Annotated in this window: 21 protein-coding genes; 16 read left to right on the top strand and 5 right to left on the bottom strand. The window is 45.0% G+C overall.

Features of this window, described 5'->3' with window-relative positions; translation table 11 throughout:
* The 13 genes from AB4583_RS17210 to AB4583_RS17150 form a co-directional block, all read left to right on the top strand.
* The coding region (locus AB4583_RS17210) for a chemotaxis protein CheW (protein ID WP_372082571.1) at window positions 1-925 on the top strand (925 nt) is incomplete at its 5' end.
* Window positions 926-997: 72 nt separating this feature from the next.
* A complete protein-coding gene (locus tag AB4583_RS17205) occupies window positions 998-1492 on the top strand; it encodes a chemotaxis protein CheW (RefSeq protein ID WP_017064109.1) in 495 nt (164 codons plus the stop codon).
* A complete protein-coding gene (locus AB4583_RS17200) occupies window positions 1492-2004 on the top strand; it encodes a DUF2802 domain-containing protein (protein ID WP_017060660.1) in 513 nt (170 codons plus the stop codon). Before AB4583_RS17205 ends, AB4583_RS17200 begins: the two co-directional genes overlap by 1 nt.
* A 279-nt stretch (window positions 2005-2283) precedes the next feature.
* A complete protein-coding gene (gene ccmA, locus AB4583_RS17195) occupies window positions 2284-2901 on the top strand; it encodes a cytochrome c biogenesis heme-transporting ATPase CcmA (RefSeq protein ID WP_017060659.1) in 618 nt (205 codons plus the stop codon).
* A 1-nt stretch (window position 2902) separates the two neighbouring features.
* Complete coding sequence (gene ccmB / locus AB4583_RS17190; protein ID WP_017060658.1) at window positions 2903-3571, top strand: heme exporter protein CcmB; 669 nt, start codon at window positions 2903-2905, stop codon at window positions 3569-3571.
* Between the two features lie 148 nt (window positions 3572-3719).
* Window positions 3720-4460 (top strand): heme ABC transporter permease, encoded by a 741-nt coding sequence (locus AB4583_RS17185; RefSeq protein ID WP_017068974.1) that lies wholly within the window; start codon window positions 3720-3722, stop codon window positions 4458-4460.
* 14 nt (window positions 4461-4474) lie between these two features.
* Window positions 4475-4681 carry a heme exporter protein CcmD gene (gene ccmD, locus AB4583_RS17180; RefSeq protein ID WP_017060656.1) on the top strand — a complete coding sequence of 69 codons (207 nt, stop codon included), beginning with the start codon at window positions 4475-4477 and terminating at the stop codon, window positions 4679-4681.
* Window positions 4678-5160: a cytochrome c maturation protein CcmE gene (gene ccmE, locus AB4583_RS17175; RefSeq protein WP_017060655.1), complete on the top strand. Its 483-nt coding sequence runs from the start codon at window positions 4678-4680 to the stop codon at window positions 5158-5160. The genes ccmD and ccmE overlap by 4 nt, the downstream gene beginning before the upstream one ends.
* Window positions 5157-7127: a heme lyase CcmF/NrfE family subunit gene (locus tag AB4583_RS17170; RefSeq protein WP_017071949.1), complete on the top strand. Its 1971-nt coding sequence runs from the start codon at window positions 5157-5159 to the stop codon at window positions 7125-7127. Before ccmE ends, AB4583_RS17170 begins: the two co-directional genes overlap by 4 nt.
* Before the next feature lie 5 nt (window positions 7128-7132).
* Window positions 7133-7684, top strand: a complete 552-nt coding sequence (locus AB4583_RS17165; RefSeq protein ID WP_372118497.1) for a DsbE family thiol:disulfide interchange protein — start codon at window positions 7133-7135, stop codon at window positions 7682-7684.
* Window positions 7681-8172, top strand: a complete 492-nt coding sequence (locus tag AB4583_RS17160; RefSeq protein WP_372118495.1) for a cytochrome c-type biogenesis protein — start codon at window positions 7681-7683, stop codon at window positions 8170-8172. Before AB4583_RS17165 ends, AB4583_RS17160 begins: the two co-directional genes overlap by 4 nt.
* Window positions 8172-9392 carry a c-type cytochrome biogenesis protein CcmI gene (gene ccmI / locus AB4583_RS17155; protein WP_017064103.1) on the top strand — a complete coding sequence of 407 codons (1221 nt, stop codon included), beginning with the start codon at window positions 8172-8174 and terminating at the stop codon, window positions 9390-9392. Before AB4583_RS17160 ends, ccmI begins: the two co-directional genes overlap by 1 nt.
* A gap of 124 nt (window positions 9393-9516) precedes the next feature.
* Window positions 9517-10302 carry a VacJ family lipoprotein gene (locus AB4583_RS17150; protein ID WP_017064102.1) on the top strand — a complete coding sequence of 262 codons (786 nt, stop codon included), beginning with the start codon at window positions 9517-9519 and terminating at the stop codon, window positions 10300-10302.
* An 89-nt stretch (window positions 10303-10391) separates the two neighbouring features.
* Here AB4583_RS17150 and AB4583_RS17145 read toward each other — a convergent pair whose 3' ends face one another.
* The 4 genes from AB4583_RS17145 to AB4583_RS17130 all read right to left on the bottom strand — a co-directional run bounded on the left by AB4583_RS17145 (window position 10392) and on the right by AB4583_RS17130 (window position 14822).
* Entirely contained in the window at window positions 10392-11696 is a 1305-nt protein-coding gene (locus AB4583_RS17145) for an outer membrane protein transport protein (RefSeq protein WP_017068971.1), read from the bottom strand.
* A gap of 296 nt (window positions 11697-11992) precedes the next feature.
* Window positions 11993-13255, bottom strand: coding sequence for an outer membrane protein transport protein (locus AB4583_RS17140; protein ID WP_017068970.1), 1263 nt, complete (start codon window positions 13253-13255; stop codon window positions 11993-11995).
* A gap of 297 nt (window positions 13256-13552) precedes the next feature.
* On the bottom strand, window positions 13553-14281 hold the full coding sequence (locus AB4583_RS17135; protein WP_017060647.1) for a DUF3379 domain-containing protein: 729 nt from the start codon (window positions 14279-14281) through the stop codon (window positions 13553-13555).
* Window positions 14274-14822, bottom strand: coding sequence for a sigma-70 family RNA polymerase sigma factor (locus tag AB4583_RS17130; protein WP_017060646.1), 549 nt, complete (start codon window positions 14820-14822; stop codon window positions 14274-14276). Before AB4583_RS17130 ends, AB4583_RS17135 begins: the two co-directional genes overlap by 8 nt.
* 552 nt (window positions 14823-15374) lie before the next feature.
* Between AB4583_RS17130 and fadI the strand changes: the two genes are divergently transcribed.
* Both fadI and fadJ read left to right on the top strand, forming a co-directional pair.
* Window positions 15375-16682, top strand: coding sequence for an acetyl-CoA C-acyltransferase FadI (gene fadI / locus AB4583_RS17125; RefSeq protein WP_372118491.1), 1308 nt, complete (start codon window positions 15375-15377; stop codon window positions 16680-16682).
* Window positions 16682-18898 carry a fatty acid oxidation complex subunit alpha FadJ gene (gene fadJ / locus AB4583_RS17120; protein WP_372118489.1) on the top strand — a complete coding sequence of 739 codons (2217 nt, stop codon included), beginning with the start codon at window positions 16682-16684 and terminating at the stop codon, window positions 18896-18898. Before fadI ends, fadJ begins: the two co-directional genes overlap by 1 nt.
* A 303-nt stretch (window positions 18899-19201) precedes the next feature.
* Here fadJ and AB4583_RS17115 read toward each other — a convergent pair whose 3' ends face one another.
* Window positions 19202-21979 (bottom strand): insulinase family protein, encoded by a 2778-nt coding sequence (locus AB4583_RS17115; RefSeq protein WP_229647699.1) that lies wholly within the window; start codon window positions 21977-21979, stop codon window positions 19202-19204.
* Between the two features lie 305 nt (window positions 21980-22284).
* Between AB4583_RS17115 and sixA the strand changes: the two genes are divergently transcribed.
* Entirely contained in the window at window positions 22285-22749 is a 465-nt protein-coding gene (sixA, locus tag AB4583_RS17110; RefSeq protein ID WP_017064097.1) for a phosphohistidine phosphatase SixA, read from the top strand.
* Window positions 22750-22805 lie beyond the last annotated feature (56 nt).

Below are 22805 nucleotides of genomic sequence, written 5' to 3'. Positions count from 1 at the left end.
GCCAGAGCCAGAGCCAGAGCGCCAATTTTCGAGTCACCACTCAAGCTACGCAGAAATACGCGCGGCTGAGTTTGAGGTTCCTAACCTTGAAGATGTTCAGAAACTACTCAGCCGTTTAGAGGCGACCAATGTTGTTGATGAACTGAACCTTGATGAGTTGATGGATCAGAACACCCAGAAAATCGCCCAGCAAGCAGACATGCAAATGTTTGATGCCGCGGTTGAGTCTGTTCAAGTGTTCGAAGAGCCAGAGATTCAGGATTGGAATCTTCCAGAACCCGATTTATCAATTGTTGTAGAGCCACCTGTTGAATCGCAGCAAATTGAAGAGTTACAAGCTGAATCGTTGGAGACGGAACAAGTAGAAGTTAAGGCTGTTGAGCCTGAACTTGACGTTCCTGATCCCGAGACAGTTATTGAACCCGAAACTCAAGCAGGAGGTGCTGACCAGTTTACCTCTTGGGAAAGTACGGTTCGCAAAGAAGACTTTCAAGTCTTGTATTTTGATGTAAACGGCGTGACCTTTGCGGTGCCACTTGATGAGCTTGGCGGCATCCATCGCCTTGAAGAGTTAAGTCATATCATTGGTAAGCCAGCTTGGTATTTGGGTTTACAAACCAACCGTGATAGTCAGCTAGATGTGGTCGACACCGCAAAATGGGTGATGTCTGAGAAACTATCAGGTGACGAATACAAAGAAAACTATCAATATATAGTGATGCTTGGAGAGAGCTTGTGGGGCCTGGCGGGCACCGAGCTCAAAGGCACCGAGCTACTTAATACAGACAAAGTACGTTGGCGAGAAATGGCAGGGAAACGCCCATGGCTCGCTGGTATGGTAAAAGAAAAAATGTGTGCTTTGATTCATGTTGAAGCATTAATCGCCATGCTAAACGCAGGGCTAGATGTAAAAGCATTAAGCTAGTAATAAGCATTGGGCTAACAATAAGCATCAAGTTAATAATAGTGGTCGGTAACGACGGCAAGAGGATTATCTATGTCTCATATGAGTGAAGTTGAAGTAAGAAAAGAGCAAACGAATGATGAAGTACTTCAATGGGTGACTTTCCAGCTAGAAGAAGAAACTTACGGCATCAACGTAATGCAAGTACGTGAAGTACTACGTTACAGCGAAATTGCTCCAGTACCGGGTGCTCCAGATTACGTTCTAGGTATTATTAACCTACGTGGTAACGTTGTTACTGTTATCGACACTCGTTCTCGCTTTGGTTTGATGCAAGGTGAAATCACAGACAACACTCGTATCATCGTTATTGAATCTGAGCGTCAAGTAATTGGCATTCTAGTAGATAGCGTTGCTGAAGTGGTTTACCTGCGTTCTTCTGAAATCGACACAACGCCAAGTGTTGGTACTGATGAAAGTGCTAAGTTCATCCAAGGTGTAAGTAACCGAGATGGCAAGCTACTTATCTTAGTAGATCTAAACAAACTACTAAGCGAAGACGAATGGGATGAGATGGCTCACCTGTAATGTTTGAAGCGCTTCCTTTAAGCCCTGTCGCTCTGATATCAGGCGTTGGGGTTTTTACGTTATTTATCCTGATTTTGATTAGCAAAGTAAAACGTGCGATTCAAAAGCAGCTCGATCAGTCACGCCTGCAAGTTCGTAACTTGGACAAAGAGCTTCAAAAATCGAGTAAGCAATTACTTGAGGTTCGCTCTGTTGTGGTTGGCCTTGGCCAGAAAGTGACTGAACAACAAGATCTTATCAAACATTTGAATGAACGTATTGTTGAGCTGGAACATGCGGATACCGATGGACGTTTGTACACACGTGCAACGAAAATGGTTCAGCTTGGCGCTGGGATTAACGAGTTAATTGAAGAATGTGAATTACCCAAAGCAGAAGCTGAGCTGATGATGTCTCTGCAGAACAAGCTTGCTGGTAAAGAGAAAATTCCTTCATTACGAAGCGACCCTTCATCGTACGATCAGCAACCCGATGCCTCTCGCGATCGCAGAGACCCGCCTCGACGTCGTTAAATTGAGCGCTTAATTCGTATTGAGCAATTGATGTTTATTACGTATTCCTCTTAAAAGAAGCTTCGGCTTCTTTTTTTTATGCCTGTCCGATCTATATAGAACGATGTTTATAAGTGCTTGTATCTACGACAATATCTTGTTTGTTGATGAAAATGTGTAAATTGTGATGAGGTGGTAACAGTTTCTTACCGACTTTGTTCTATCGAAAACGCCTAGTCCTGTTTTGTCACCATGTTGGTGTGCTACTATAGCGCTCTCATTACTCGACTAAATTTACCTATGCTAGAAGTCTCAAATTTAACTGCTATTCGTGACGACAGGATTCTGTTTGAATCGTTGTCTTTTCAATTGAAACCAGGTGAGCTGGTTCAAGTTGAAGGTCGTAACGGTACCGGGAAAACGACACTCCTTAGGATTATTACTGGCCTAGGCGATCGCGATGACGGCACTATCTCTTGGGACGGTGAGTCTATTGAATCGAGTCGAGATGTTTATCATCAAAATTTACTTTTTCTTGGTCACCAAACAGGCGTAAAGCGCGAGCTTAGTGCTTATGAGAATCTGAGCTTTTATCAGTCGATTCACAGTGGCGGTACCAGCAAAGAAGAGCTTTATCACGCGCTGGCTCAAGTCGGGCTTGCGGGCAGAGAAGACGTACCTGCGGGGCAACTTTCAGCAGGCCAACAACGCCGAGTTGCGTTGGCTCGCCTTTGGTTGAGCAAGCAAATGTTGTGGATTCTTGATGAGCCGCTGACTGCCATTGATAAGCAGGGCGTGAAAGTTCTCGAATCTCTTTTTTCTCAGCATGCAGACAACGGTGGCATTGTGTTGTTAACCACACACCAAGATATGTTTGCTGATAGCCCGAAACTAAGAAAAATAAAGTTGGGTGAGTAATATGATCTCTTCAATGACCACGATTATCCGACGCGAACTGCTTATCGCGTTTCGACGTCAAGCGGATATCTTTAACCCTTTGTGGTTCTTCATCATTGTTATCACGCTTTTCCCTTTGAGTATTGGCCCAGAGCCAAACCTACTTGCGCGTATTGCTGCGGGTATTGTTTGGGTGGCCGCTTTGCTCTCTGCATTGCTCTCTTTAGAGCGTCTTTTCCGTGATGATTTTCAAGATGGCGCCCTTGAACAGATGATGCTGATGCCAATCCCGTTGCAGTTGGTAGTATTGTCCAAAGTCATAGCACACTGGTTGTTGACCGGGTTACCATTGATTTTAATCAGCCCATTATTGGCTGTTTTGTTGTCTTTAGATTTTGATACATGGCTCTCAGTTGTGTTGACCTTGCTGGTAGGAACACCCGCATTGAGTTTTATTGGTGCGATTGGTGTTGCGTTAACCGTTGGGTTACAGAAGGGCGGAGTCCTGTTAAGCCTGTTAATCTTGCCGCTTTACATCCCCATTTTGATTTTCGCGACGTCAGCGATTGACGCTGCGGCTTTGGGCGTTGCATACAACGGTCAATTGGCGGTGCTTGGGGCAATGTTAATGGGTGCGATGACTATGACGCCTTTTGCGATCAGTGCCGCACTTAGAGTAAGTGTGAACTGATTGGGGTTCCGTTATCGTATAGCCAATGTGAACCAAATGTGTCGATTGGACTCATATAGTCAATAAAACTGAAAGCAAGACAAATAAAATTATTATAATTATAGCTTTAATAGCTGTAAGCAATATGAAGTAAGAGTGAGATTACAACATGTGGAAATGGCTCCATCCCTATGCCAAAGCAGAAACCTCTTATCAGCTTGCTGGTAAACTTTTGCCATGGTTTTCGATCCTAGCGCTATTGTGTCTATCCGTCGGTACCGTGTGGGGGCTTGCATTTGCGCCTTCTGATTACCAACAAGGCGATAGCTTCCGTATCATCTACATCCATGTTCCGTCTGCAATCTGGTCGATGGGCGTTTACATGTCGATGGCGATTGCTGCCTTTATCGGTTTGGTATGGCAGGTAAGGCTATCAGACATGGCCGCACTGGCGATGGCACCGATTGGCGCTGTGTTTACCTTCATTGCGTTACTAACTGGCGCAGTTTGGGGTAAACCAATGTGGGGTGCTTGGTGGGTTTGGGATGCGCGTTTAACCTCAGAGCTGATTCTTCTATTCCTATACTTGGGTGTGATCGCACTACACCACGCTTTTGACGACCAAAAAACAGCAGCGAAAGCGGCAGGCATTTTGGCTATCGTTGGTGTCATCAACCTCCCTATCATTCACTTCTCTGTAGAGTGGTGGAATACACTTCATCAAGGCGCGACCATTACTAAGTTCGCAAAACCTTCGATCTCAAGTGACATGCTATGGCCGCTTCTTCTTAACATCTTCGGCTTCGCTTTCTTCTTTGGCGCTTTAACCATGATTCGTTTCCGTAACGAAATCATCAGTAAAGAAAGTCACCGTCCATGGGTTCGCAAGCTTGCGGCTGAAAAAGCGTAGTAGGGTAGGTAATTATGTATTTTGAATCTTTGAGTGATTTCTTAGCCATGGGAGGTTATGCCTCGTATGTCTGGAGTGCATTTGGAATCACATTCCTCGCGATGATCATTTTACTGGTCGTAAGCGTTCGTCGTGGTAAGCAATTACTAAATGAAGTACAAGCTAAGATTGATCGTCAAGCTCGTATCGATGCAGCAAAAAATATGGAGAACACTCTATGAACCCAAGACGTAAAAAGAGGCTGGGCATTGTCTTAGCGATCTTTTTTGGTATCAGTGCGACTGTTGGATTGATGGTTTACGCACTTAACCAGAACATGGATCTGTTCTACACACCAACTGAGCTGGTCAACGGCAAAGATGGTAAAAAGCCTGAAGTTGGTCAACGCCTACGTATTGGTGGCATGGTCGTAGTCGGCTCTGTAAGCCGTGACAATGAATCACTACGTGTAAGCTTCGATTTGGCGGATGTAGGCCCTAAAGTAACAATTCTATACGATGGTATCCTTCCTGATCTTTTCCGTGAAGGCCAAGGTATTGTTGCTCAGGGTGTCCTTAAAAATGCAACGACAATCGAAGCGTTTGAGGTGTTGGCAAAGCACGATGAAGAGTACATGCCTTCTGAAGTTGCGGAAGCAATGAAGAAAACCCATGAGCCTTTGCAATACACGACTGAACAAAAAGAAGGAAATGCTCAATGATAGCCGAGATCGGCCATTTTGCGATGATCCTGTCCTTGGGACTTGCATTGCTGCTAAGCGTGCTCCCATTGTATGGAGCCGCTCGAAATAACACATTATTGATGAACAGCGCACGACCGTTGTCGTGGGGTATGTTCGGATTCTTAGCGATTTCGTTCTTTATCTTGTGTTACGCGTTTTACACAAATGATTTTACGATTCAATACGTAGCAAGTAACTCAAACAGCCAACTACCTTGGTACTACCGAATTACGGCGGTTTGGGGTGCGCACGAAGGTTCATTACTGCTTTGGGTTCTCATCCAAGCGGGTTGGACTGTAGCAGTAGCGACATTCAGTCGTGGTATGCCTCAAGAGTCTGTGGCTCGCGTTTTGGCTATCATGGGTCTGATTACTGTCGGCTTCTTGCTGTTCATTATTGTGACGTCTAACCCGTTCTTACGTACATTGCCTTTCTTCCCTGTTGATGGCCGTGACCTGAACCCACTACTGCAAGATCCGGGTTTGATTATTCACCCGCCAATGCTTTACATGGGTTATGTAGGTTTCTCTGTTGCGTTCTCTTTCGCAATCGCTTCTCTAATGAGTGGTCGTCTTGATACGGCATGGGCTCGTTGGTCGCGTCCTTGGACAATCGCAGCTTGGTTATTCCTAACGGTAGGTATCGCGCTAGGTTCATGGTGGGCTTACTACGAACTTGGCTGGGGTGGCTGGTGGTTCTGGGATCCAGTAGAAAACGCTTCATTCATGCCTTGGTTGGCTGGTACTGCTCTAATGCACTCACTAGCGGTAACTGAGAAGCGTGGCACATTTAAAGCTTGGACAGTACTGCTGGCTATCTCTGCATTCTCGCTAAGCTTACTAGGGACATTCTTAGTTCGTTCGGGCATCTTGGTATCGGTTCACGCATTCGCGTCGGATCCTGCTCGTGGTATGTTTATTCTAGGTTTCCTAGTCTTTGTTATCGGTGGTTCACTGCTGTTGTTTGCTATTAAAGGCGCATCGGTTCGTGTTCGCGGTAACTTCGATCTGGTTTCTCGTGAAAACGCACTGCTTGGTAACAACATCTTACTGATTGCAGCGCTTGTCGTTGTGTTAGTAGGTACGCTACTGCCATTAGTTCACAAACAGTTAGGCTTGGGCTCGGTATCTATCGGTGCACCATTCTTTGATATGTTGTTCTTCTGGTTAATGATCCCGTTCTCGTTCCTGCTTGGTATCGGTCCTCTGATCCGATGGAAACGTGACAACCTGTCTAAGCTTGTTAAACCAATGCTGATTTCAGGTGCATTCTCACTTGGCTTGAGTGCGCTAATGGTTGCTCTACTGGCTGACCGCTTCAGTGGTACTGCGTTTGCTGGTTGGGTAATGGCGTTCTGGATCATCTTCATGCACGGCTTTGAGCTGCATGAGCGTGCGACTCACCGTCATACATTCTTGAAAGGTCTAACTAAGCTACCTCGTAGCCACTGGGCAATGATGTGTGGTCACATAGGTTTAGCCGTGACAGTGATTGGTATCGCGATGGTGCAAAACTACAGCATCGAACGTGATGTACGTCTGGCGCCAGGTGAAAGCTACCAGCTTGAAGAATACAGCTTCCTGTTTACAGGGGTTCGTGACAAAGATGGTCCTAACTACGATGGTTACATTGCTGACTTTGAAATTACTAAAGAAGGCAAATACATCAACACGCTTCACGCTGAAAAACGTTTCTACACCACAGCTAAGTCTATGATGACAGAAGCAGCGATTGACCGTGGCGTAACGCGCGACCTTTACATTGCAATGGGTGAACGTTTAGACGACAACAAATCTTGGGCTGTACGTATCTACTACAAACCATTTGTACGTTGGATCTGGGCAGGTTCTTTGATTATGTCGATTGGTGGCGCTATTGCTATCAGTGACCGTCGTTACCGTTTCCGTAAGCCAATCAAAAAGTCGGCTGAAGAGCAGGAGGCTTAATTCGAATGAACAAGAAGATTTTATTCATTCCATTGATTGCGTTCATGGTTCTAGCTGGAATCTTTGCAACGCAATTAATGCGCAATCAGTCGGGCGATGACCCGACTAAACTTGAATCGGTATTGATCGGTAAGCCAGTACCTGAGTTTGATCTCGAAGACTTAGAGCAACCTGGCAAGTTACATGACCAAGCGATCTTTAAAGGTGAGCCGCTGCTTCTTAACGTGTGGGCGACTTGGTGTCCTACTTGTTATGCAGAGCACTCCTACCTGAACAAGCTGGCTGACAAGGGCGTTAAGATTATTGGTCTTAACTACAAAGATGATCGCAACAAAGCGGTTGGTTGGTTAAAAGAGCTAGGTAACCCGTATCTAATCAGTCTTTTTGATGGCAACGGCATGCTAGGTCTTGACCTTGGTGTGTATGGTGCTCCAGAAACTTTCCTAATCGACGCTAATGGTGTAGTTCGCTATCGCCATGTGGGCGATGTAAATCCAACGAACTGGGCATCAACGCTTGAGCCGATGTACAACGACCTGTTGGAGGAAGCGAAATGATCAAGAAGGCACTGATTACTCTATTCGCTACGTTTGCAATATCAGCGACGGTTTCTGCCGCGCCAATCGAGTTTCATGAATTTGATACCGTAGATCAAGAGCAGCAGTTCAAAGAGCTAAGCAATACATTACGCTGCCCTAAATGTCAGAACAACACGATTGGTGATTCGAACGCTGAGTTAGCGGTCGACTTACGTCAAAAAGTGTACGAGATGACAAAAGACGGTAAGTCGAAGCAAGATATCATTGATTACATGATTGCTCGCTACGGTAACTTTGTGACTTACAATCCACCACTGACACTAGCAACATCGATCCTTTGGATTGGTCCGTTTGCGGTGGTTGTGTTTGGATTTGGCTTGATCATTTTGCGAAGCAGAAAGTCAAAATCGAAAGCGGCAGTAGAGTCAGATAAAGACTGGGATGCAGACAAAGAAGCTCGCTTAAAAGCGTTACTCGATGAAGAGAACGACGGAGATAAGAAGTAATGACTCTATTTTGGATTTCTACCATTATCCTTTCGCTAGCGGCAATTTTCTTAATTGTTCTGCCTTTCATTAACAAGAAGGCAAACAATGACGAAATGCTTCGCGACGAGTTGAACAAAGCATTCTATAAAGACCGTCTTGTCGAGTTAGAAGTAGAAGCAGAGGAAGGTCTTGTTGATAACCAACAAGAACTGATCGATGATTTGAAACAGTCTCTGCTTGATGATGTTCCTGCACAAGAAGAGATGAAGAAGACTCAAATCTCTACGCTTGGTGTGGTTGTACCGTCGATCATCCTTGTCGTCGTTGTGACTTATGGTATGTACTTTAAGTTCGGCGCGTTGGACAAAGTTCAACACTGGCAAGAAGTGAGCTCGAACCTTCCTGAATTGTCTAAAAAGCTAATGTCATCGGAAGGTGGTGCACTAACGGATGATGAGTTGGAAGATTTGACTCTAGCGCTTCGTACTCGTCTGCATTACCAACCAAAAGATTCAACAGGTTGGTTGCTACTCGGTCGTATTGCACTGGCTAACCGCGACGCTGAAACAGCAAAAGATTCTATGGAACGAGCTTACAAGCTTGAACCTAAGAATGAAGATGTTCAGTTAGGTTTCGCACAAGCACTGATGCTTTCTCCTGATGAAGCTGATCAAAACCAAGCTCGTTTGATTTTGAGCCGTTTGATTCAAAACGATTACGTTGACCTTCGTGTGTTCTCACTGCTTGCGTTTGATGCGTTTGAGCGTCAAGACTACCCAGGTGCGGTGAAGTACTGGAGCATCATGCAGCAGATGATTGGTCCACAAGACAGTCGCTATGAAATGCTTTCGCGCAGTATTGAAAGTGCTCAGAAGAAAATGGGCGACAATATGGGTGTCGACCAAGGTAAGACTGTTGCTGTAACGCTCGATCTATCTGCAGACGTGAATGCTGACCCTAACTCAGTGTTAATTGTTTCAGTACACAGAGCAGATGGTTCTCCAATGCCTATCGCAGCCGCTCGTTACCCACTAGGGACTTTCCCTCGCACTGTTGTTCTAGATGACGGCAACAGCATGCTGGAAGGACAAGAGCTGTCTAGCCTTGAAACTCTGATGGTTAGAGCTAGGCTTGATACAGACGGCAACGTTTCAACTCGCGAAGGCGATTGGTACGGTGAAAGTGAAGTGGTTGAACTGGGTGCTCCAGTTACCATTGATATCAATAAGCAATATTAATCATCACTTTGCATAGGTGTTATCTATTCCGATTTGCAGATAAACGGTATAGACTTAGCCAAACAATTGAGGCCAGCGATTGCTGGCCTTTTTTATTATTTGAATTCCTTATGGAAAAGGTGATATGTCTGTCAGTGTTTTAAGACTCTCGAGTTTACTTTTTATCGCAAGCTTAACGGTTGGGTGTTCAAGCGCGCCGGACGAAAGTGTTGACGATGATAACCTCGAAACCTCTGAATACGTCGAAGAGTCCCACCCCAATGATCCTTTTGAAGGTTTCAACCGAGCGATGTGGGATATCAACTACGAATATCTAGATCCTTATTTAGTTCGCCCTGTTTCCCTCGCTTATGTTGACTACACCCCTGTGCCAGTACGTTCTGGTATATCCAATTTTCTAGCCAACTTAGACGAACCATCAAGCATGGTGAATAACCTTATTATGGGCAATGGTGAAAAAGCACTCGACCATTTCAATCGTTTTTGGATTAACTCAACGATTGGTTTGTTAGGCTTAATCGATATTGCCAGCGAAGCGGGGATCACCAAATACGATGATAAGTCGTTCTCTGATGCGATTGGTCATTACGGGGTAGGGAATGGTCCCTACTTCATGGTGCCGGGTTATGGCCCAATAACAACGCGTGAAGTAACTGAAACCGTTGATGGTATGTATGTGCCTCTGTCTTTCTTGAACTTCTGGGCTAGCTTAGGAAAGTGGGCATTCGAAGGCATGGAAACTCGTGCTCAGTTAGTGTCACAAGAAGCGCTGTTGGATGACTCGCCAGATCCATATGCGTTAACGCGAGATGTTTATATTCAACGTCGTGACTTTAAAGCCGAGATCGAGCCTGAAGAGGTCGACCTTGAAGAAGAAGATTTGATCGATGGTTATCTAGAAGATTACTAGAAACATGATTTAGAAAATCGATAAAAGAAAGGCTCGATGTTGATGCAACATCGAGCCTTTTTAATGCTTTCTACTTTTAGGGAGGTAGATTAGAAGCGGTAGTTAGCTTGGATACCTACTAGCCAGATGCTACCTGTTACTTCACCTTCGAAGTCACCACCAAATGGTGCAGAACTTGCGTCATCTTCAACCATTTTTGCGTCTTTAGCTAGAATGTAAGTGAAGCCAGCATCTAGAGTTAGTTGCTCAGACCATTGATATCCAGCACCAATGCTTAACCAAGTGCGGTCTGTTTCCGGAATCGTCGCAGTACGGTGTTCATCGCTTACCGCTGAAGTGTCGTACGCAATACCAGAGCGCAGAGCTAACTTAGGTGTCATTTGGTAAGTTGTACCGATCGCAAAGCGGTAGTTGTCTTCCCAGTTCTCTTGCTTGATATCTTGAGTTCGAGCAGGACCGAATTCAGGGATGTCAGCTACTAGTTCTTCAAAGCTACTCCAATTAGTCCAGTTAACGCTCGCATGTACAGCGACTTTATCTGATAGTTGATGGAAGCTTGCAAGCTCGGCGGTTGCTGGCAATGCAAGTTGCATTGAGCCGTTATATTTTGACTTCACAGGAGTACCTAAAGCGCCAGCAACAGCATCAAAAGCGACACCATTTGCGTGGCCCTCAAGCGTTAGGTCTACTTCTGACTTGTAGGTAAAACCAAGGCGGTTGTTTTCATTGATCTGCCAAGCGGTACCAACTTGCCAGCCCCACGCTGTGTCATCACCTTCCATGTATTTTAAAGCTGTACCTTGAGGCATAGGAACTAGAGAGTTAACTGTAGATACCGCTCCAAAGCTACCTTCAGCCATGATGTAACGAATACCACCACCAATAGATACGCTTTCAAGTACTTGGTAAGCCGCGTTTAGGTTTAGCTCCATCGTAGTAACACTTGCTTCGTTACCGTGGTTTGCGCCACCAAAGTCTTTACCTAGGTCTGTTTCCATACCGTAGTTAGTGCCAGCAGCAAAGCCTAATGCGAACTTGTCGTTGTACTTATGAGAAACATAAAAGTTTGGGATTACTGCACTGTGCGCAAAATCGCTAGAATTTGACGAAGTCGATTGTCCCATCATGGACGTAGAAGTACCGTCGATATCGATGTTAGGGTCAACATAGATAGCACCAACAGAAACCTGAGTACCTTCTAGGTAAGTCAGCATGGCAGGGTTACGCCATTGTGCGTCTGCGCCGTCAGCCATTGCAGCTTCACCAGCGTATGCGCGGCCAAGGCCTGTTGCTGAGTATTCTGCTAGTTGAAAACCTGCCGCGTGAGTGACGGTAGAAGTCGAAAGTAGTCCAACTGCCACTGCAGCAGATAGAAGAGTCTTATTCATTTTCATTATTATGTTCGCTGAATCATAAGTATTTAGTGGCGTGATTCTACGTTTAGAGTCATTGCTTTAAAAATGAAATTCGAATAAAACAGTGTTTTAGGGATTTAATGAGTAAATGTGTTTAATTATTAGAGAAATAATCTAAATGTTTCTGCTGTGTTGCGAAGTTTGAGCGTACACTTGTAGTCATATATTGACCTTGCAGGCTACAGTTGTAAGCTTAAATTGATGTAGGTCAGTGGTTTAGGTAATAAAAAAGGGTCGCATTATGCGACCCTTTGAGGTTTATAACCTAGCTTTTATTAGAAGCTACGGCTGTACTGTAGACCCATTAGGATTGCATCTGCACGAGTTGTTGCTGAAATTGACGAAACAACAGAAGTTGATTCATTAACTTTAACATCGTCGCCCATTAAGTATGTGAAACCAAAGTCGATGTTCGACTTTTCGTCTAGGTGGTATGTGAAACCAGCTGAGAACCATTGGCGATCTGAATCTGGAACTGAAACTGAAGTGACTTCATCTTGTGCACTTGTGTCATACATGTAGCCGGCACGAAGTGTCCAATCGCGATTCATGTAATATGTACCACCTAGAGAGTAGTGCATACCATTCTGCCATTCGTAATTGTTTAGAACACCTGCTTTGTCTGCTTCTAGCTTGTCAAATGAGCTCCAACCAATCCATTGCACTGAGTAATGAACTGCGAATTTAGTATCTTCAATCTTGTGGAAACCAGAGAACTCAACCATATCAGGTAGAGGCATATGAAGGGTATCATCTTTATATTCAGTGCCTTGGTAGCTGATATCGCCTTCAGCTTCAAGTTTCGGAGAGTAGTGGTAAGCCAAACCAAAACGGTTATTTTCATTTAACTCGAAAACAGTACCAAGGTTAAAGCCCACAGCCCAACCATCCGCTTCAGCATCAAGAACTGTTTGACCTGCTTGTGGCAAGCCTGGGATTGGCGGAGTATTAACTTCCGAGCTCATTGTTCGTTTCAGTTCGCCTTTACCGTAAATAAGGTCAAGGCCTGCACCAAAGCTCCACTGTTTGTTTAGACGGTATGAACCAGCTAAACCAAAGTTAACACTTTTTACATCTGTTAGGCCGCCGTATTCACCACCCACATAGCTATCGCTGAATTCAGTTTTTGTACCGAAGTTAGAATAAGCATTTACACCCCATGCAAATTTATCATTTACTGGAACGATTAGATGAATGTTTGGTGCAATCGAAGTATCGCCAGCATCGTCATAGTCAGCATTGCTAGAATTACCGCCCATGAAGCCTGTGTAAGTAGCATCCTTGACTTCAATCATAGAAGTGATGCTTTCAAAACCAAGAGATAGTTCAGTTTTGTCAAACAGTGCCATTGCCGCAGGGTTACGTGCCATTACTGACGCGTTATCTGCGATTACTGCATCACCAGCGAAAGCACGGCCGATACCGGTAGCTGATTGTGCGTTAAGTTGGAAACCTGCTGCCATCGCTTGCGAAGACGCCAGTGTGATTGTTACTGCTAAAAGAGACTTTTTAAACAGACGCGTGTTGTTGGTAGTCATTCATTTATTCCTTTATATATCCGCCTCTACAGGGCGATTAATTTGAGCAATTGCTCAATGGTGGCTGATCCTATTCGCAAGTATACGATATACAAATCCGACCATTGGGAATTTTGAGTGGAAAATTATGGAAATGACGCCTATCTGGCACGAAAATGGTGTGAAATGCTGTTTTTTAGAGTTTTAACTCTAGAGGTATTGGTGGTGTGAATGGTTTTGTGGTTTATTTATAAATAAAGCCCAGCAATATCAGTAATATAATTGCTGGGCCTTTTGTGACGGGGCTTTAAGAGCGAATTAGCTCATTGGTTTGATCATTTTTGTCAGCTTTTCGGCGATTTTGGAAACATCCTCACCATTTTCACCCACAAGGATTAAGCTGCTGCCATCTACGGGTGTTACCGAGCCGGACATGCCTTTTTCATCAAAATCGATAGGTTTGTCTGTTGGAATACCGGTTAAAAACAGTGTTACTTTGCCTTTTGCGCCTTGGAAGACCATATGTACTGCGTTGGATTTACCAAAGCCACAGTGGTTTAGGTAATAAACATGGTAAGGGAAAGCGTCATCAAACTGAAAAGCAAATGGGTTCATTTTTGCGTTGATCTGCTGCGATGTAACCTGTTCATCGATGCTACTAACAAAGCTCTTCTCATCAACAACATGCTTCATCGCTGTATCAACTAAACTAGCTTGCGCAGGTGAAACGAATGCATTTCCCCAATTCACTTGGCCAACTAATAAACCTGCAACGAATGCTACTGAGGCGGCCATTGCCATTGCTCGTCTCGCAAACGTTGGCCTTACTACTTTGCTTTCTTCGCTTGAGGTCTGATTGAACAGAATACGATCAGCAAGATCGTCTGGCACATCCACATTCATCGCAGAGTGGATCTGTTTATCAAGCGCTAGTACATCGTCTAAGAAGTTACTATTGGCTTCGCTATTCGCGGTCGCATCAACAATATCTTGTGTACGTTGTTTAGGTTCCGACAATACACGACGACGAAATTCCAAATCATCCATTATGTTGCCCCCTCTCTGCCTCTTCTGTATCCAACAGCTCTTTCAACTGATTTCGAGCTCTGAATAAACGTGTCATCACCGTGTTTTTGTTGAGATCGAGAATATCGGCAATCTCATCACCACTAAAACCACCAATCACTTGCAAGAAGAGAGGTTCACGGTAATCAATTTCAAGTTTCATGATCTGGGCTTGCAACCACTGATGCTGATGGTGCGGGTCATCACTGACACTAGCATCGTTACCGTGATCGTCGATATCAACCAGATCAAACTGTTTGCGTTCAAAACGTCGAGCATTCTCGCGGCGTAAGATAGTAATCAACCAAGATTTTGCGGCTTTTTCATCTTGTAGGCTATCGAGTGATTTCCATGCGCGAAGGCAAGTTTCTTGCACTAGATCCTCGGCAATGCTTTTGTCTTTGCATAACCAATAGGCGTAGCGAAAGAGGTCACGATGATAGGCGCGCACAAGTGCTTCGTATTTTCTTTGTTTGTCCATATCAGAGTTGACCGGACGCTTGGCTGTTTTCTTTCCAAACATTTTTATTATTGACACACGAGCCTCCATAATTGCTCTGCGTATAGCTGTCCTCTATACGTTGTGCTTCGTTTTTATATTTTTAGAGCTAACGATCGGCAGGAAATCGTAAAATCACATTAAAATTGATCTACTTCAAAATCTAAGGCCTCGAACTCGTTATAGTACACCTTGTCGTCTAGTTAGTCATTCGTGGCTAGCATGTTGAGCAAGACGACACTTCCTTTTGAAGGCTGACTTTACTTTCTCCTAATCAGGAAACTGATTATTTCAATTGGCGCTAAGTTAATTGCTTTATATACATTCCAACCACACAGCTTTGTGTGGTTTTTTTTTGCCTCAAGAAAACCATTCCCTACACAGCGATAACAGTCTTTGCTTACAATAGTTTAGTCTCTTACGACAACCTTTCCCCCAAAAAGGTTCGCCTGAATGCGCAGTTATATTTTCAAACAGTGAGATACTCGTATCACGTTTATTTAAACGCTCGTTTGATTTAATTAACAACTTCTTTACAATGCTTCAGGTCAGACCTCTTAACTTTAAGGAGAAACCATGGGCAAACAGGAAGTCAAAACGCGTTCTGGAGAACGTGTTGCCGTTGTCGCTGGATTACGAACCCCATTTGCTCGTCAGAGCACAGAATTTAGCCAAGTGCCTGCGGTTGACCTAGGCAAAATGGTTGTGAGCGAAATGCTTGCAAGAACGGATGTCGATCCTGCGCTTATCGAACAAGTTGTGTTCGGCCAAGTAGTGCAAATGCCAGAAGCGCCGAACATTGCGCGTGAAATCGTGTTGGGCACAGGCATGAACATCAATACCGATGCCTACAGTGTCACACGAGCATGTGCGACCAGCTTCCAAGCGGCAGTTAACGTGACCGAAAGCATTATGGCTGGCACGATTGATATCGGTATTGCGGGCGGTGCGGACTCTTCTTCTGTATTGCCTATCGGTGTTTCGAAAAAGTTAGCGGCAAATCTATTAGCGCTGAGTAAAACGAAAACTATGGGTCAAAAGCTGAAAATTCTTAAAACACTTTCCGTAAAAGATTTGATGCCAGTACCACCTGCAGTTGCTGAATACTCGACCGGTTTATCCATGGGACAAACGGCTGAGCAAATGGCTAAGACGCATGGTATTACTCGCGAAGCTCAAGATGCACTTGCTCACCGTTCTCACTCTTTGGCTTCTCAGGCATGGAAAGAAGGCAAGATTAAAGACGAAGTGATGACGGCATTCCCGGCACCTTACAAAAAGTATCTAGCGGAAGACAACAACATTCGCCACGACTCAACGGTTGAAGGATACGCCAAGCTACGTCCTGCTTTTGATAGAAAGTACGGCAGTGTAACGGCAGCCAATGCTACGCCACTGACTGATGGCGGTGCAGCAGTGATGTTGATGCGCGAAGGTAGAGCGAAAGAACTAGGCTTAGAAGTGCTTGGTTATATTCGTGGTTATGCGTTCTCAGCGATTGGTGTTGAAACAGATATGTTGATGGGCCCGACTTACGCGACCTCACAAGTATTAAAGAACACCGGTTTAGAGTTGTCAGACCTTACACTGATCGAGATGCATGAAGCATTCGCTGCCCAAGTTTTGGCTAACGTTAAAATGTTCGCGAGCGATGAGTTTGCACAGAAGAATCTTGGCCGCGACAAAGCGATCGGTGAGATTGATATGGAGAAGTTCAACGTGCTGGGTAGCTCGATTGCTTACGGACATCCGTTTGCAGCGACTGGCGCGCGCATGATGACTCAAACATTACGTGAACTGAAACGTCGCGGTGGCGGCTTGGCATTGAACACAGCTTGTGCGGCTGGTGGTTTAGGTGCAGCAATGATCTTGGAGGTAGAATAATGTCTACGACTCTTGATGCAACAACAGAAAAAGAAGCAGTCACTAACGCGGAGTCAACTCCAGTGACTGAAGCACCGAAAAAGAAAGCGACCGCATTCTCTCTTAACATCGACGACCAAGACATTGCTTGGCTAGCGATTGATGTACCAAACGAGAAAATGAACACGCTCCAAGCCGCTTTTGCTGAAGAGATGAAAGCGATCTTTGAGCAGTTAAAAGAGAAACAAAGCCGTGTTAAAGGGCTAATTGTTCACTCTCTTAAGCCAGATAACTTTATCGCTGGCGCTGATGTTCGAATGCTTGACGCGTGTAAAACGGCTGACGAAGCACAGTCTCTGGCTCGCCAAGGGCAGGAGATGTTCCAAACGCTTTCTGAACTACCGTACCCAGTAGTCGCAGCGATTCACGGCCCATGTTTAGGTGGTGGTTTAGAGCTTGCACTGGCGTGTGATTACCGTGTATGTACCGATTCAGATAAGACTCGTCTTGGTCTGCCAGAAGTACAGTTAGGCTTATTGCCGGGCTCTGGTGGTACACAGCGTCTGCCTCGCCTTATCGGTTTGTTGTCATCTCTCGACCTTATTCTTACGGGGAAACAACTGCGCGCTAAGAAAGCGAAATCGCTCGGTGTTGTCGATGCTTGTGTGCCTGAAACTATCCTGCTTGAAGTCGCTAAAAGCTTTGTTGAAAAGAATACGGGCAGTAAAAAAGGTAAGCGCCTTGCGTCGAAAAGCCAAGCGTCGACCAAAGAAAAGCTGATTTCACGTAACGGCCTTGGTCGTAAAGTGATTTTTGAACAAGCTTCTAAGAAGACCAATCAGAAAACACGCGGCAATTACCCAGCAGCGGATGCGATTTTAGACGTGATTCGTTATGGCCTTGAGAACGGCTTTGATAAAGGTCTTCAGTATGAAGCGAAGCGTTTCTCAGAACTGGTTATGACTTCAGAGTCTAAAGCCCTTCGTTCGATTTTCTTTGCAACCACGGAAATGAAAAAAGAACACGGCGCAGACGCAGAACCCAAAGCGGTTAAGCGTGTTGGTGTGCTAGGCGGTGGTCTTATGGGCGCAGGCATCAGCCATGTCAGTGTTGCTAAGGCGAAAGTGCCTGTACGCATTAAAGACGTATCAAATGAAGGTGTACTGAACGCGCTTAACTACAACTTCAAGTTGTTCGATAAGCAGCGTAAGCGTCGCATTCTGAGCCGAGCGGGCCTTGAAAGTAAGATGCTTCAACTGTCTGGTGGTATCGACTTTACGAGCTTTAATCACACCGATGTGGTGATTGAAGCGGTATTTGAAGACCTCGACCTTAAGCAGTCAATGGTTGCGGACATCGAAGCCAATGCCAAGCCAGAGACTATTTTCGCGACGAATACGTCTTCATTGCCGATCCATAAGATTGCGGAGAAGGCGCAGCGACCAGAAAACGTGGTCGGTCTTCACTACTTCAGCCCAGCCGAAAAAATGCCGCTAGTAGAAGTTATCCCTCATGAAACTACGTCAGAAGAGACGATTTCTACGGTTGTTGCATTAGCGAAGAAGCAAGGTAAAACGCCGATTGTTGTGAAAGACACGGCTGGTTTTTATGTGAACCGTATTCTTGCTCCGTACATGAACGAAGCAGCGCATTTACTGCTAGCGAACGAGCCGATTGAAAAGCTCGACAGCACGTTATTGGACTTCGGTTTCCCGGTTGGTCCTATCACTTTATTAGATGAGGTGGGTGTTGATATCGGTGCGAAGATCATTCCGATTTTAGTGAATGAGCTTGGCGATCGTTTCCAAGGTCCTGATGTGTTCGATATTCTTTTGAATGACAATCGTAAAGGCCGCAAGAGTGGTAAAGGTTTCTACACTTACAAAGGCAAGAAGAAGGAAGTGGATAAGTCAGTTTACAAGCTGCTTAAGCTGCAACCAGATCCTAAGTTGAGCGATAACGATATCGCGATGCGCTGTGTGTTACCTATGCTAAACGAAGCGGTTCGTTGTCTAGACGACGGCATTATCCGCAGCCCTCGTGATGGCGATATCGGTGCGATTTTCGGTATCGGTTTCCCGCCATTCCTAGGTGGTCCGTTCCGTTATATGGATCAAATCGGCATTAAGTCACTGGTTGAGATGATGAACGATTTCGCTAAGAAGTACGGTGATCGTTTCGCGCCATGTGATGGCCTACTGACACGTGCTGAATTGGGTGAGTCTTTCTACAAGTAACTCTCTAACTCATTGATTAAGAAGCCTGTATCAAGTAATTGATGCGGGCTTTTCTGTTTTATGAACGAGTGTGAAAGGAATGAGATTCCCGACTCAGTCGTTCCTCATTCTCGGGAATGATGATTGAGAGATAAAAAGTAAGTTATTGCCTTGATTAGAAAGGTGGTCAAACACACGTCAATCAAAACTACCGTCATCTCCTAAAGCGACGAAGGAGCGTAATAGGAGATCTGCTTTTGGACTGCATCCAATAAAAAAGGTTGATGCTTTCACATCAACCTTATGATTTTCATTCCAGCTTTATCAGCCTAGCTCAGTATCTTTCGGGCGTAACTGAAACTCATCAATAGAGCCAATTTCAACACCTGCTGACAGCTTCTCTTCCTCATTATGAGCATTACCGTGAGCATGCATAATCAGGCGATTTGCCGTGCGTGGTTTTAGCTGGCTAACCACAAAACGCATCATGTCTGAGCGAGTTAACCCCTTAAGGTCTTCCAATACGCGCTCTCTCTGGTTGAACTCAACATCCTTATTGCCTATCGCAACCCATAAGCGCTGAGCTCGCCCTCGCAAAGTCGTATCTGGTGCCGAAATCTGATTCCAGAGACCGCGCTTACTGCTGTGCCATTGATAGTCGTTAAGCTCCAACAGCACCATGTAAAAGGCATTGAGGAACTCATCTATTGAAGCTAACAAGTCAGCAGGGGCGGCATTCGGTGATTGCACATACAACACAATACCAGGGTGTCGGTTGAGCGGCATATTGCCAGTACCGACCATGTAACCTAGCTGCTGCTTGGTTCGTATCTCATGGAAGAAAGTGGCCGACATCAAATGGTTTGCCAATGAATACAGCGCGATATTTTTAGGTGAAATATCAGGGCATTGGTAATAAACCACAATTGCTGAATCATCTTGGTTACACACCACTTCACGTTGGAAGCTGCCGTTTTCACCGAGCATGATGAGCGGACGCAGTGATTCTTCGTAAGCCTGATCTTGAACACGCAGTGCATCTTTTAGCGTTTCAGCCATCTTGTGTGCATCGGCTTTTTTCCAGTCGCCATACACAAACATCTCAACATGAAGTTCCGCCAAGATTGCTTGAACAAAAGAGGAGAGCTCATCGACCTCTATCGTTTCTAGGGCTTCAATTAACACGGAATAAGGCGGGTTATTTGGTTGAAGTATCCCAGTCATTGCATTAAACAACTGCGAAATAGGGCGATCTTGCGACGCGTTGTTCCAGTTTCTCAGCAATTGATGCTTGATGGTTTCGAAGCGTGTTGGACTAAAGTCGCGTGCTTGGAAACGTTCAAGAATCATATTGAGCAGTTGTGGCTGCTTCTCGCTAAACCCAGACAGAGTGAGCGTTACACCGCCCTGATGGGTGTACATGTTGTAGCCCATTCCGGCGATTTCAGCCTGATACGTATCTTTTTCTAGCGAGTCTAAGAACATTTCTACACACAAGCGTGTTTTAACGATATTTCTTGGGCTAGCAACTGAGTGCGGGCTATCGATAGCGACATACACCACACCTTTAGGAACTCGAAATTGATGGTCTTGCAGGTGCCACAGCTTAAAGCCGTCGAGCTCTTCTAACAGTTGTGGGAACTTAGCGTCACCTTCGAGTTCAGTCGGGTCTAGATCGTAGCAAATAAACGGGTTTTTGCTTGGGAGTTCAAACTGCCAACCGGGGTTAATGCACGTAAAGCATTGAACTTGTTCAGCGCTAAAAGGTGTGACCGAGTAGGGCGTAAAGTACCACTTCGCTTCCCTGTCATACTCGAATCCCTGAGCAACAATGGTTGCCCGCATGTTGTCGACGGTTAAGTAAGGCAGCAAAGCACGCTGTAATTCGTCATCGAAATGCGACATTTTGTAATCGCCATAAACCACATCTTGCTCTTGGTAGTGCTGCATGTTGATAACAAGGTGGCTGACCACATCAAGCGGTCTTGCTGGCTCTTGAAAGCGGAAAGCAGACTCTAAAACGGCGCGTTTTTCTAGGTAGCGCCACTCTTCTATGCCTTGTTGTTCGACTAACTTGATGTACTGAAATATCGCTTGGATGATGTTATCGGTTTTGGTTAAACCTTCTATGGTCAATGAGCAACTGACTGTGAAATCACGGTAGTTACTGCCACTCGCGCCACCACCTGCAGAGAGAGATGTTATCCAGCCTTTCTCTTTGAGTTGCATCATCAAACTGCCTTCACCTTCGTAACCTAAAAGGTGGGCAAAGAACGACAAAGGCTTAACGCCGTAGTGTTCGTCCATGCTTGGCATCGGGAAGGTTAAGATCAGTTTGCGCACTTCTTTAATCGGCTCAACGCGGACTTGTACACCCGTACTTAACTCGCCGACAATCGGAACTTCAACCTTTTTGCCTTGTAGGTTGTGATTGGTGATTGAGCTAAAGCGATCCTCAACCCAGCTTTGCATCTCATCTAACGACTGATTGCCAGACAGTGTCAGTGTCATCAAGTCAGCAGAGTATTGTTGCTGGTGGAAAGCCAAGATCTCTTGTCGAATCGTCTCGCCGTTTCTGTCACCCAACGTATCGATATTACCGACAGAAAACTTCGAGAATGGGTGATTGTGATTCACCAGTTCTTTGGTAACTTGGTACAAGCGTCGTGAGTCGTCGTTGAGTTTCATCTTGTATTCGGAGTCAACGGCTTGGCGTTCTTTGTCTAACGCTTCTTCGTTGAAAAGGGGAGCGGTAAAAAATTGGCTGAAGCGATCGAGTGCGGTTTCAAAGGCATTCAATTCAACATCAAAAAAGAAGCAGGTGTGCTCTGTTCCTGTCCAAGCGTTGTTGCTACCGCCATGCTGGCTGATAAAACTTTGGAACTCTCCGACCTTTGGATACTTTTCAGTTCCCAAAAATAGCATATGCTCTAAGTAGTGTGCTAAACCCTCTCGGTCTGTAGGGTCATCAAAATGCCCCACATTGACGGCTAATGCGGCTGCTGCTTTTTGAGCATTTTGATCCTGAACTAACAGTACACGTAACCCGTTATTTAAGGTTATGTAGCGGTATTGATGTTCATCATTTGGGCTTAAGTGCACAGGAGCATCTCCAGAGAAGGTGGTTTTTAAATTATGTACCCGATGATTCGGCGTGCAAACCTTGTGATCATATTTTGGGATATGAAGTGCTTTTTGGCGATTTCTAAATCACTTTTATCGATTTTTATCAGTAATTTATTTTCTTTTAACAAGATTGTTAAGAAAGTCGAACTCTTTGGCAAGTGACTTGATATAATTATTTATATTGACTGCGGTTTCTCTGGATTGAGAGCCAAACCTAAGTAGCGTTTCGCTGATATATGGGATATATCGACTTTCGACATGTTACGAAGACAGGATTGAACATGAAAATATTCATTATGCGCCACGGTGAAGCAGAACATTTTGCCAACTCGGATGCAGAAAGAGCGTTGACCAAGCGCGGGAAAATGGCTTCTCTTGCCGTGGCACAAGCTGCAAATGAGCAGGGGATTAGTCAATTCGATAAAGTGCTGGTGAGCCCATATTTAAGGGCACAAGAAACGTGGTTAGAGATCTCTCAGGCGTTTTCTGGAAAGAAAGTAGAAACCTGTGATGATATTACGCCTTATGGAATGTCCGACGATGTGTTTGATTTGACCTTAGCAATGGCTGAAGTAGAAAAACTAGAGACCATTTTATTTGTTTCTCATTTACCTCTAGTGGGCTACCTAACTGCAGAGTTTGCAACAGGCATGGCGCCGCCTATGTTTCCCACTTCGGGCCTAGCGTGTATCGACTTCAACCTTGAGACACAAAAAGGTGAGTTGCTTTGGAACATCAATCCATAAGCTCGTTGAGCTCTGTTTGATGACAAAGTTGCAGACAATTAGAAAGGGCATCTCAA

The organism is Vibrio sp. 10N.222.49.C12 (assembly GCF_041475025.1).
GTDB lineage: Bacteria > Pseudomonadota > Gammaproteobacteria > Enterobacterales > Vibrionaceae > Vibrio > Vibrio crassostreae_C.
Note: the sequence above shows the minus strand (reverse complement) of the source record. Positions and strands in the feature narration are given on the sequence as shown.

Bases quoted from the DNA above. Each gene is read 5' to 3' on its own strand.
- AB4583_RS17130 (WP_017060646.1), bottom strand. From the start codon at position 14,822: ATGTTTGGAAAGAAAACAGCCAAGCGTCCGGTCAACTCTGATATGGAC.
- AB4583_RS17140 (WP_017068970.1), bottom strand. From the start codon at position 13,255: ATGACTACCAACAACACGCGTCTGTTTAAAAAGTCTCTTTTAGCAGTA.
- fadJ (WP_372118489.1), top strand. From the start codon at position 16,682: ATGTCTACGACTCTTGATGCAACAACAGAAAAAGAAGCAGTCACTAAC.
- AB4583_RS17170 (WP_017071949.1), top strand. From the start codon at position 5,157: ATGATAGCCGAGATCGGCCATTTTGCGATGATCCTGTCCTTGGGACTT.
- AB4583_RS17200 (WP_017060660.1), top strand. From the start codon at position 1,492: ATGTTTGAAGCGCTTCCTTTAAGCCCTGTCGCTCTGATATCAGGCGTT.
- AB4583_RS17135 (WP_017060647.1), bottom strand. From the start codon at position 14,281: ATGGATGATTTGGAATTTCGTCGTCGTGTATTGTCGGAACCTAAACAA.
- fadI (WP_372118491.1), top strand. From the start codon at position 15,375: ATGGGCAAACAGGAAGTCAAAACGCGTTCTGGAGAACGTGTTGCCGTT.
- AB4583_RS17165 (WP_372118497.1), top strand. From the start codon at position 7,133: ATGAACAAGAAGATTTTATTCATTCCATTGATTGCGTTCATGGTTCTA.
- ccmA (WP_017060659.1), top strand. From the start codon at position 2,284: ATGCTAGAAGTCTCAAATTTAACTGCTATTCGTGACGACAGGATTCTG.
- sixA (WP_017064097.1), top strand. From the start codon at position 22,285: ATGAAAATATTCATTATGCGCCACGGTGAAGCAGAACATTTTGCCAAC.
- AB4583_RS17160 (WP_372118495.1), top strand. From the start codon at position 7,681: ATGATCAAGAAGGCACTGATTACTCTATTCGCTACGTTTGCAATATCA.
- ccmB (WP_017060658.1), top strand. From the start codon at position 2,903: ATGATCTCTTCAATGACCACGATTATCCGACGCGAACTGCTTATCGCG.
- AB4583_RS17150 (WP_017064102.1), top strand. From the start codon at position 9,517: ATGTCTGTCAGTGTTTTAAGACTCTCGAGTTTACTTTTTATCGCAAGC.
- AB4583_RS17145 (WP_017068971.1), bottom strand. From the start codon at position 11,696: ATGAAAATGAATAAGACTCTTCTATCTGCTGCAGTGGCAGTTGGACTA.
- AB4583_RS17205 (WP_017064109.1), top strand. From the start codon at position 998: ATGTCTCATATGAGTGAAGTTGAAGTAAGAAAAGAGCAAACGAATGAT.
- ccmE (WP_017060655.1), top strand. From the start codon at position 4,678: ATGAACCCAAGACGTAAAAAGAGGCTGGGCATTGTCTTAGCGATCTTT.
- ccmD (WP_017060656.1), top strand. From the start codon at position 4,475: ATGTATTTTGAATCTTTGAGTGATTTCTTAGCCATGGGAGGTTATGCC.
- AB4583_RS17185 (WP_017068974.1), top strand. From the start codon at position 3,720: ATGTGGAAATGGCTCCATCCCTATGCCAAAGCAGAAACCTCTTATCAG.
- ccmI (WP_017064103.1), top strand. From the start codon at position 8,172: ATGACTCTATTTTGGATTTCTACCATTATCCTTTCGCTAGCGGCAATT.